We start from the raw sequence: 9,588 nt of genomic DNA on the forward strand, positions 1-9,588 counted from the left end.
TTAAGTACTATTAAGAAGAAATTTCCTAATATTTAAAGTTTTATGAATTTATGGTTAAGGTTTAATGGCTCAAAAAAGGGTTAGGTGTTACAGATGCATATACTTTACTACTATTGTTAATCAATCACTATAAAACCATAGCGTTCGCCCTATGCTCATGTTCAAGCTTGGATTGAACGACTCAAGCATCTCCCTGGTTTTATTGGAATGATTGGTATTGAAGAACCTGCTAGAGTTTAGGAGCGCACTATGCCACGCAAATTTGGAGAAATTGCTTTTACTCCTGAAGTTGAAGCCGCTCAGTCACAACGGGGTTCACGGCAAACCTATGAACGCTATATTGCCAACGGGCCCGCCAATGATTCAATTACACTAGAAATTGCCGAATTTATTGCTCATTTGGATGGGTTTTATTTAGGAACAGTCAGTTCCAATGGCTATCCCTATATCCAGTTTCGTGGAGGAGCGCCCGGTTTCTGAAAGTGTTGAATGAGAAAACCCTGGGGTTCGCCGATTTTTCTGGGAATGTGCAGTATATTACTGTAAGCAACCTTGAAGGGGAAGCAAAAGCATTTCTGTTCCTGATGGATTACCGCCAACGCAGACGCATCAAAGTTTGGGGAAGGGCAGAATATGTTGAAGGGGATAGTGCTTTAATTGAGCGACTTCGCATTCCTAGCTATCCAGCAAAAGTTGAGCGGGCTATTCTATTTCATGTCGAAGCTTTGAGTGAGAATTGTTCTCAACACATTCCTGTCCACTATTCTGCTAACGAAGTTGAAGCTATGATGGCTCCTCTTGTGGCTCGAATTGAAGAGTTAGAACAAAAATTAGATGAATTTACTTCGCACACATTGAGCAAGCGCAACAGCGTCTAATTGTAGGTCTCATTTTTTTTAGTAGCCGCGCTGCCCTCACCCCTACAAGTTTATGGCAGTTCTGTCTTTCAATGGCTTGTTTTGTTGGGGGATATCAATTGTTGACTACAGGTCGCTTGAATATTTAGACTTAACCCTGTTTTCTCTCTTTGAAAGAATACAATAACCGAAAGAGTTGCAAAGCTTTGTTTTCCAGTTTTTGTCTATAAATTTTAGTTTCTATTAGGAAATAGACAATAGTGATATTATCTAAAATAAGAATATTTGGATAATTGCACCGACTAACAACGTAATTTTAGCCCAAAGCTTGTTGTATTTACTGATAGACAATAATTAAACTGACACATTAATTAAAAAATAGTAAACCAAAAAGTTTTTCCTTAAAGAGCGATCGCGGGAGCTAGATGGAGGCTAGTGCATCACCTCTCCAATCGATTCTCACGAGTATTGGCGAAAGCCCTACTGATGTAGGTCTATTGAAGGGATGAGTGGTGTGTTGGTGGGAAATCTGGCACGAAGATTCGGTTTAGGAGCTTTTGTGTTATGAAAGCTACTGCTGAGGGAAAACTGAAAACAAGATCCTGTGTTGGAGACAGTGGGCGTAATTGGTCAGCCCAATGCTACAAATTACAAAATTGACTATAAAACTAGGCAACAATTTATTTCTGGCTAAGACTGTGGCTTTTCCCGGAACTGAGTTCCAATAAATCTGGTGTAGCAATAAAGCCAAAGTAAATGGCGATTGCAGCAGTAATACCATGAAGCCAAATATCATTGCCAAAAATAGGGATATGAACACAACGGGACAGCGAAGAAGTTGTACGAGGGATAGGGCAAGCTAATCGCATCAGTAAGCTACGGGAAAGTGAGAATTTAGAAGATGCCCCAAGTGCCGTGCTGAAGCATCTGGGGTGAAGTGAAGCGACCGTATTTGACGGCTGTTGAGGAAAAGTTTTTAGTGTGATAGAGAAAGAATATGGAATTGTGGCTAATTTACTCAAGAAAAACCTGGAGACTCATTCCCTTTATCTACTGATATTGCTACTATCTGCCTAGAATTAGATTGCTCTCCCAACAAGCAGCCAAGTACGGATAATCCTGAACTCAGGAGTAGAGTCTGAAGCCTTGAAATTTTTCAAAAAACAATAAACCTGTTGAAACGTTGTGCGCTTACCTATGCCTTGAGGATTTAACCCGCAGGTAATGGTAAATGACCCTAAAGCAAGTGTAAGTTGAAAGGTTAGAGATACGTTGAGATTAAAACTCATGCTGCATCGCTTATCAAAGTATGGATTGATTTGCATCACTCAACCACATCATGCGTGGCTTTCAGGTCAATTTGCACGAGCTTGGGGAAACGAGCAATTTGGTGAGTTTGTTCCCAAGGAAGAAGTTTGTCTTGCCGCCGAACAACACGATATAGGTTGGCTGCAATGGGAACAACAACCCACGCTTAACCCACAAACTGGCTATCCTTATAACTTTACCGAACTTCCAACCGAAGTACATATAGACATTTGGTCGGGTGCTAAACAGCTAGCATTTCCTTTGGGCAGGTATGCAACACTACTTGTTTCACTCCACGGAACCGGATTGTATGAGCGATTCACAAGTTGGCAAAATTCACACAAGTCTGCTGAAATTGTGCGGGATTTTTTAAACAACGAGTATGCTTTTCAACAACAAATGATTGATATTCTTAAAAAAGACAAATACTATACGCCTTATGCGACAGGAGAAGTTATCGAGCGCAACAAGAAGCTGGTAGCAACATGGGATGCACTCTCGATAATTTTATGTATGGGGAAAGTTGGAGAACAACATATTACTCAAGTGCCAACAACTAATTACGAAACCACGCTAAAGTTAACTTTGGTAGAAGACAAAGATAATCATTACACAGCAATCATGTCTCCTTGGGCATTTCAGCAAAGCGAAATCAAACTGGTTTATGAAGGACGACTTTTACAACAGACTTTTATCGATGAACCAGCCATGCGGGAGGCTTTGATAAGTGATTGTTGGGTAACTCTAAGCACTACTTTAATCCCAGGCTAACATCAATCTATTGAGTAATGATATTTAACATTAGCGTAATACAACGATTTATCTAGTGAGCAATGACGAGAAATGTATCTGTATGTATACCAGGTTGGTCATTAACAAAGCGAGATCCTCAGTTGCTCGAATTGTTAATGCCTGTATGGTCATGGTTTTATCGTTACTATTTTCGAGTAAAAACTGATGGATGGCATCACATACCAACAGAAGGAAAAGTGCTACTGGTCGGTTCTCATAATGGTGGAATGGCTTCTCCAGATTTAGTAATGATGATGTATGATTGGTTTTCTAGATTTGGAACAGAGCGTTTGGTGTATGGTCTAATGCACCCTTCTGTTTGGAAAGTGAGTCCAGAGATAGCCCAATTAGCTCAGAAAGTTGGAGCGATTGTTGCACATCCAAAGCTCGCCAGTGCAGCTTTTGAGATGGGAGCTAGCGTTCTGGTATATCCGGGAGGACAATATGATATGTTTCGTCCTCACAGCCAACGCTATAAAATTAATTTTGCTGAGAATAAGGGCTTTGTCAAGCTGGCTTTAAAACAAGAAGTTCCAATTGTTCCTTTGATATCAGTAGGCGCTCATGATACGTTGATTGTTTTATGTGATTGCTATGATTTAGTCAAACAACTACATCAGTTGGGATTGCCGTGGCTTTATCAAATAGACCCAGGAATTTTCCCAATTTATTTAGGTTTACCTTGGGGCTTGTCTATTGGGCCTCTGCCTAATATTCCTCTACCTATGCAGATTCATACTCGTGTATGTCGTCCAATTACTTTTGAAAAATATGGTCAAGATGCAGTTAAGGATCGTAATTATGTGAATGATTGTTATGAATTAGTTCATAAGCAAATGCAAGAAGAGCTAAATCAATTGGTTATAGATAATCAAAAATCTCCATAAAGTCAAAACATTTCAAAAAAACCGGAGAAAAATATGTAAACAATTTGGGAAAATCCTATTTATAAAAGCTCCATAAAAACAAGCTTTAACAACAGTTACATGAGTGATATAGCAATCCTGTTTTGACTGACACTAAACTTCACTTTTTCTACCCAAACGGCTGCCCCCAGCGCTCCCAGTTCTCCTTATTAAATGGACTGCGCCATTTCAAAATTAAACTCAACTCCAACTCCTGCCGTGCGCGTCGGTCAATAGGCGTATCCCATCAGAAAGCGATGCTCACTTCCCGTTGCAGTCAATAATGATAATGTAGTGAATGGTAACTATCTCGATATTGCTTGCATCCATGCTCGAATGGCACTAAGATAACGGCAAACCCATGATATATAAGGCTTTTGGGTGTGGGGTGTGGCTGAGTGGGTGTAGTGAGTCAGAAATTTATTTGTATCCTCACTCATATTTACTTTTCTTGATTTTTCCCTACACCCAACACCCTACCCCCAACACCCAGCCCAGACGAGCTGAGCTTTCAGCTTTTCAAGCGTGCCATTCAATATTCACCGATGCTGCCGTGTTTTGGAGAACAATTCCCATTTGTTCGGCAATAAATTGATAAAGGTTTTTAAAGATTTCTAAGCGGACGGGATCTGGTTGAAATGTTGTGTACATATAGCAATCCTAAATGAGTTGTGAAAAAAAAAGAACCATACATAAATATCTTTGGAAAGTCAAAAACTTGATGATGAGTAACAAGTTCAAATAATCTCTTGACATGAGAAAATGATTTGCATAAATGATAAAACTCTCGAATAAAGTTTTTAGCGTGTAACCAAATGTCTTCTACAGGATTTTGTGTTGGATCATTAGGTGCAAATCGAATACAAGTAACTTTATATTCATCTTCATTTAAGCCTTGATTGATAGTACCTAAATAAGCTTTAAACTCATTGGAACGGTGATAACTAGCTCCATCCCAAATCAAGGCAATACGCTTTTGGGGTACTGAGAAATTAAATATTTTACGAAAGCGATGTCTACGACGGGCTACGCCTACGCATTGCTAGAATCACCCTTTTTACAAGGCTTAATTAAAAATTCTTGTGTGTAATAATTTAGAGCGCCGAAATAGGTTTGTCGTTGTCGTTCATTGATAACTGGAACTTCAATCCGTTCCTTGGTGTTTCCCCAAATATAACCACAAATATCTCCCCATAATAGGTGACATTCATCTTCAAAGAAAACTACGAGTTCGCCAGACACTATCTCTTGCTGGTGTGCCGTCAGCCACGCTGTTATTTCTAGTTTTTTTTTGCAACTAAATCCGGGTCTTTACGGGGATTACTTTTTTGTGTTTTCTTCCAACTTATATTAGCCTGTTTCAATAAGTCATAATAACTTTGATTCGACTCAAAAACTACATCAAAATTATCTGATAGATACTCTTTTAATTCTGATAAATGCCAGTAATTCTTCTGTTGTAGCCAGCTTAATAATATTTGTTTTTGTGTCGAATCAAGATAACTTTTTGATCCTTTGTATCTCAGCCTCAGTCCGGCGACACCCTGTTCTCCAAATATATATTTCCATTTGTTTACAAAGCCTACAGACACTCCTAAAATATGTCCAATTGTTGAATGTTTATAGTTTTGCATGAGCATTTGTACAGCTAGTGCTCGTTTTAGTTCTCTGGGATCTGGGTTCGCCTGAATGAATTCTATTAACTCTTCCATCTGTACTGCCATGCACTATATTATTACTCCCATTGTTGACAATATCAACAACTGTGATTTTTCACAAATGATTTAGGATTGCTATATTTGGCTCCTATCTGTTTCTTACCAGGCCTATTTCATTATAAAAATTTGCTTGAGTATGCCTAGCCAAAATGAACAAAACATAGCATTACTACAACGAATTGCCTTTAATGCTTTGAATCGAGAGCAATCTTTGAAACGTAGTAATGCTCAAAAGCCTCATTGAGATGCAATGGATAATAATTATGTGCTTACTATTCTTGCTGCTTGTTTATCTCAACATGATGATGATGCTTCGGAATGCGCTTGTCAATAATGTTTGAAAAGCGCTGCCTCTGTTCAGTCATATACTCCATAACAACAGGTTGCTGTGTAAAGCTAGCAGACTGCTGTTCAACCAGTGATCTACCTAACAATGACTCCAATGCTTCCATTAGTTCTCGGTGAGATACACCTGGAATAATGTCTTTTCTCAATTGTGCAATAGTTGTCCATTCCCTATTAATAGCTAGCCAGTACATAACCTGTTGTTCTAATGCAGATAAACGGTTAAACTGCTGGTCGAGCAACTCCCAAATATCTCCAAAGACAACAGTTCCTTGTTCTAAAAACTTAGCGACATCTCCATCAAACAATGAGTGAATTGTGGTAGCTGCAATTCTCAACGCTAAAGGATTACCAGCGTAATACTCAGTTAGTTGCTTGCATTCACTCTCTGATTGAGCCAGTCCTTTTATATTAAGAATAGTTTGAACTTCCTGTTTGTGGAGTCCAGTGAGTTGAAGTGAGCGCACTGATGATACATTATCTTCTCTAGCCGATAATCCAATTGGTTTTTCTCGACTTGTTAATAACAAGCAACTTTGATGTCGTTCATCCGCAACGCGGTTGATTAACTGACTATACGCTTCATACCTTTTCTGGTAACGTCCCGCTTTTACGCCACTTTGCAAAATTGTTTCAACGTTATCGAGTACCAGTAAACATCGATGTTGGCAGAGGTACTCCATCAGTCGGGAGAGTTGATTATCTAAAGTGTTTGGCAAACTTACTTCTTGCTGATTTGAAACGAATGAGATGATCTGTGCCAAAAGTGTGTCAATCATTGGTGCATTGCGAAGCGATCGCCAGATCACAAACTCAAACTCCTCCTGAACTTCTTCTGCTAGCTTGACCGATAGTGTGGTTTTACCCACCCCCCCCTATACCTACAATTGTCACTAGTCGGCAATCCTCATCTACAATCCATTGACTTAATGTTTTAAGTTCATTTATCCGCCCGTAAAAGACAGATATATCTGTTGCTTCACCCCAGTCAACTTTATTAGACAGAGCAGGTGGATAAGACCAGGAGTTTGCATTACTTTTAGGCTCATTTCTTTGGTGATTGCTCTCACGTTGTTTGAGAGCTACCCGCTTTAGTATTGACTGAACATTATGCTTGGTGACTTTTTGCCCTAAAGCAGTAGATAGCAATTGCCACAGCTTATATCCTGTATCTTTAATATAGCCAGCGTCATAACCAGAAGCCTGGGCAATATCTGCATACGATCTTCCTTCCCAAACTTGCCGAAAAACAATCTCTTCTACTTTACTAAAGCACCTTTGCTCGAAAAGTTGATCAATAAATAGTAACGCTTCTTCAACCGTCATTTATTTAGTATATTTAAAAAGTTAATATGTGAATGGAATAACTTGATTTTTGAATGATTGGTTTAGAAAAGTAAATTTTGTAATCAATAAATTTTTCTAAATGGATGTTTTGTCAAGTCTTGAATACTTAAATTTAATAAATATTATAATTTTAACTAGTATTTGTTTGATTTGCTTGTCCAACATTGTTCCACACTTTTCCTGACTTTAGTCTGACTTTAATCAGTCTTTAGACTGACTTTATCTGCTTGTTATATTAGCTACTTAAACACTAAACTTCAGAAAGAATAAGTTTCCAATTGTTCAAAAAGCAATAGATATTCTAAGTAACTTAAAGTGTTTAAGGGTTAACTTAAATGATTTAAGAGTTTGACCGCGATATTATCGTTGACTTGAGAACAAATTATGAACAAGTCTGCAACTATCACATTTGCAGCTTTCTTCTTTCACTAGTTGTATTCATCATAGGAATTCATGAAATCTAAATTAGCTGCTCCACTTTTGCTGACTGCAATCGCGTTTGGCAGTGCTGTATCTCCCGCGATCGCACAGTACGCTAATTATTATCCACCTGTAGCGAATCCGAACAGTTATCCTAATTCCTATCCACCCGTAGCGAATCCAGGCAGTTATCCTAATTCTTACCCACCTGTAGCGAATCCAAGCAGTTATCCCGCCTCTCCAGCCCCAGCCACCCCAACCTCCTTTATTTGTGGTCAGGTAGGAGGCTTACCTGCTACACTCGTTCAAGCGAACGGTCGGATTTTGCCATCGCCATTAATCGTTTGGCAAACAGCAAGTAATGATATGTCGCCCCAACAACGTTGTCAGATGGTTTCTCAGCGTATGACAGTGACAGTAGCGCAAAATGGTGGTAAATTAAGTACTTTGCTGCTAACGACTGGTAAGGTCAATGGTTTCAGCGTGATTTGTTTTGTGAACGCTGCTGAAAGTTGTAACCCCAGCAATGTGATCATAACCCTCCTTAGAGGAGAAAATGCCCGCAATCCCGGCAATGTCTTAGCTCGGATTGTTCGGTTTGGACGCTCTGCTGGTTCTAACGATGGTATCCGAGAAAGTGGGGGTATTGAAAGTAGCGGGGCTACGGAGGAGATTATTCCTAGTGCTATTAACTTGGAAGAAGCAGTAAATCAATTAGCAGGTGAAACTGGTGCTATGCCTACGGCTCCAATCCCTAGTAGCGCTACTCCAACCCCTGGTGTTACTACTCCAAATCCCGCTCCTGGCTCAGGCGCTAGTAATGACATTTAGTTTAAACCTTTAACAATTAGTGAGGGCATTAAGGCTTGCCCTACGCTAAATCCATCATCTGACCCTGTGCAAGTTTCCTAAAATTTGTGTCTTATCTTCACTACAGAGACCAGAACAGAATATGGAGGGGGTTGAGGAAAAGCTTTGGTAAATCTTTTGAAGTTTTTGTAGGAAGTAACCGTGAATTTAAGACGGATCTCTCTAGGTTCAGTTTTTTTGCAGGTAACTTGTGGTATTATGCCCCCTCTGGCTCCCCTATTATCAACTACTCTAGCTTCTGAGCAACCCAGGGTGATTGGCAACATAATTACTCAATATCCTAGGATGCCGATGGTTGCGAGTATGCCACTACCAACCATTGCCCAACTGGTTACAGTGAGGATTTTGGGTGAACAAGGCAGTGGTTCAGGAGTGATTATTGAACGCCAGGGGAAAACTTACACAGTACTAACAAACGCTCATGTAGTCGCTCAAGCAGGAGGCGATCGCTACACGCTCCTAACAGCAGACGAACACACTCATTCTGGATTGTGGCTGCGTTCGGTGCAGTTTACAAATTATGACATGGCCTTGGTGCAATTTAGCAGCGATCGCGCTTACCAAGTTGCCATGATCGGAAATTCTGATGCTTTATCCGTTGGCGAACCCGTTTATGCTGCGGGATTCCCTAATTGGCATGCAATTAACCCCACGACTTTTGCAGATACCCGTGATTGGGGAATAAAAGCCTTTCAATTTACTCAAGGTCAAATTGGTATGTTGTCAGGTAAACCTTTGCAACAAGGCTATCAACTCGGCTATACCAATCAAATTGATCCTGGAATGAGTGGTGGCCCAGTTTTCGACCAATATGGTCGTTTAATTGCAATTAATGGCGGTTTAAAATATCCTCTCCAAGGTATTATCGCCTTTATATTTGCCGATGGCACAATGCCAAGCCAAGCTTTATTTGGTATCCGCTCGGTAAATCGGGGTAGAAAGAAAAAATCAGAATGTAGATTGGTAGACACGGCGTTATAAAATATGATATATGACGCAAAAATCATCTGCTGGGAACTTAGTATC

At 39.8% G+C, this 9,588-nt stretch carries 9 protein-coding genes and 2 pseudogenes; 6 read left to right on the forward strand and 5 right to left on the reverse strand.

The window, feature by feature from the left end:
• Positions 1 to 249 precede the first annotated feature (249 nt).
• Both H6G97_RS53670 and H6G97_RS53675 read left to right on the forward strand, forming a co-directional pair.
• Positions 250 to 480 carry a pyridoxamine 5'-phosphate oxidase family protein gene (locus H6G97_RS53670; RefSeq protein WP_242055843.1) on the forward strand — a complete coding sequence of 77 codons (231 nt, stop codon included), beginning with the start codon at positions 250 to 252 and terminating at the stop codon, positions 478 to 480.
• A gap of 5 nt (positions 481 to 485) precedes the next feature.
• The gene (locus H6G97_RS53675) at positions 486 to 878 is read left to right on the forward strand and encodes a hypothetical protein (protein WP_242055844.1); all 393 of its coding nucleotides are present in this window, start codon (positions 486 to 488) and stop codon (positions 876 to 878) included.
• 659 nt (positions 879 to 1,537) lie between these two features.
• On the opposite strand, the gene H6G97_RS38305 is transcribed toward H6G97_RS53675, so the two are convergent.
• Positions 1,538 to 1,879: a hypothetical protein gene (locus tag H6G97_RS38305; protein WP_190945903.1), complete on the reverse strand. Its 342-nt coding sequence runs from the start codon at positions 1,877 to 1,879 to the stop codon at positions 1,538 to 1,540.
• Between the two features lie 265 nt (positions 1,880 to 2,144).
• Here H6G97_RS38305 and H6G97_RS38310 point away from each other — a divergent pair, with 265 nt between their 5' ends.
• Positions 2,145 to 2,936 (forward strand): DUF3891 family protein, encoded by a 792-nt coding sequence (locus H6G97_RS38310; protein ID WP_190945904.1) that lies wholly within the window; start codon positions 2,145 to 2,147, stop codon positions 2,934 to 2,936.
• 62 nt (positions 2,937 to 2,998) lie between these two features.
• Positions 2,999 to 3,844: a lysophospholipid acyltransferase family protein gene (locus H6G97_RS38315; protein ID WP_190945905.1), complete on the forward strand. Its 846-nt coding sequence runs from the start codon at positions 2,999 to 3,001 to the stop codon at positions 3,842 to 3,844.
• A gap of 549 nt (positions 3,845 to 4,393) precedes the next feature.
• Here the strand turns inward: H6G97_RS38315 and H6G97_RS38320 are convergent.
• The 4 genes and pseudogenes from H6G97_RS38320 to H6G97_RS38335 all read right to left on the reverse strand — a co-directional run.
• Positions 4,394 to 4,513: pseudogene (locus H6G97_RS38320) on the reverse strand (hydantoinase B/oxoprolinase family protein); the annotation flags it as partial.
• 28 nt (positions 4,514 to 4,541) lie between these two features.
• A pseudogene (locus H6G97_RS38325) lies at positions 4,542 to 5,574 on the reverse strand (IS630 family transposase); the annotation flags it as partial.
• A 278-nt stretch (positions 5,575 to 5,852) separates the two neighbouring features.
• The gene (locus H6G97_RS38330) at positions 5,853 to 6,794 is read right to left on the reverse strand and encodes an NB-ARC domain-containing protein (protein WP_190945906.1); all 942 of its coding nucleotides are present in this window, start codon (positions 6,792 to 6,794) and stop codon (positions 5,853 to 5,855) included.
• On the reverse strand, positions 6,787 to 7,251 hold the full coding sequence (locus H6G97_RS38335) for a helix-turn-helix domain-containing protein (protein ID WP_190945907.1): 465 nt from the start codon (positions 7,249 to 7,251) through the stop codon (positions 6,787 to 6,789). The genes H6G97_RS38330 and H6G97_RS38335 overlap by 8 nt, the downstream gene beginning before the upstream one ends.
• A gap of 474 nt (positions 7,252 to 7,725) precedes the next feature.
• On the opposite strand from H6G97_RS38335, the gene H6G97_RS38340 reads away from it, so the two are divergent.
• Both H6G97_RS38340 and H6G97_RS38345 read left to right on the forward strand, forming a co-directional pair.
• Positions 7,726 to 8,523 (forward strand): COP23 domain-containing protein, encoded by a 798-nt coding sequence (locus tag H6G97_RS38340; RefSeq protein WP_190945908.1) that lies wholly within the window; start codon positions 7,726 to 7,728, stop codon positions 8,521 to 8,523.
• Positions 8,524 to 8,703: 180 nt separating this feature from the next.
• Positions 8,704 to 9,543, forward strand: coding sequence for a trypsin-like peptidase domain-containing protein (locus H6G97_RS38345; RefSeq protein ID WP_190945909.1), 840 nt, complete (start codon positions 8,704 to 8,706; stop codon positions 9,541 to 9,543).
• Positions 9,544 to 9,588: the final 45 nt, after the last annotated feature.

The sequence above is a fragment of the Nostoc flagelliforme FACHB-838 genome (assembly GCF_014698065.1).
Lineage (GTDB): Bacteria > Cyanobacteriota > Cyanobacteriia > Cyanobacteriales > Nostocaceae > Nostoc > Nostoc flagelliforme_B.

Coding starts and splice junctions, on each gene's coding strand:
- H6G97_RS53670 (WP_242055843.1), top strand. CDS start 250: ATGCCACGCAAATTTGGAGAAATTGCTTTTACTCCTGAAGTTGAAGCC.
- H6G97_RS38310 (WP_190945904.1), top strand. CDS start 2,145: ATGCTGCATCGCTTATCAAAGTATGGATTGATTTGCATCACTCAACCA.
- H6G97_RS38315 (WP_190945905.1), top strand. CDS start 2,999: ATGACGAGAAATGTATCTGTATGTATACCAGGTTGGTCATTAACAAAG.
- H6G97_RS38335 (WP_190945907.1), bottom strand. CDS start 7,251: ATGACGGTTGAAGAAGCGTTACTATTTATTGATCAACTTTTCGAGCAA.
- H6G97_RS38340 (WP_190945908.1), top strand. CDS start 7,726: ATGAAATCTAAATTAGCTGCTCCACTTTTGCTGACTGCAATCGCGTTT.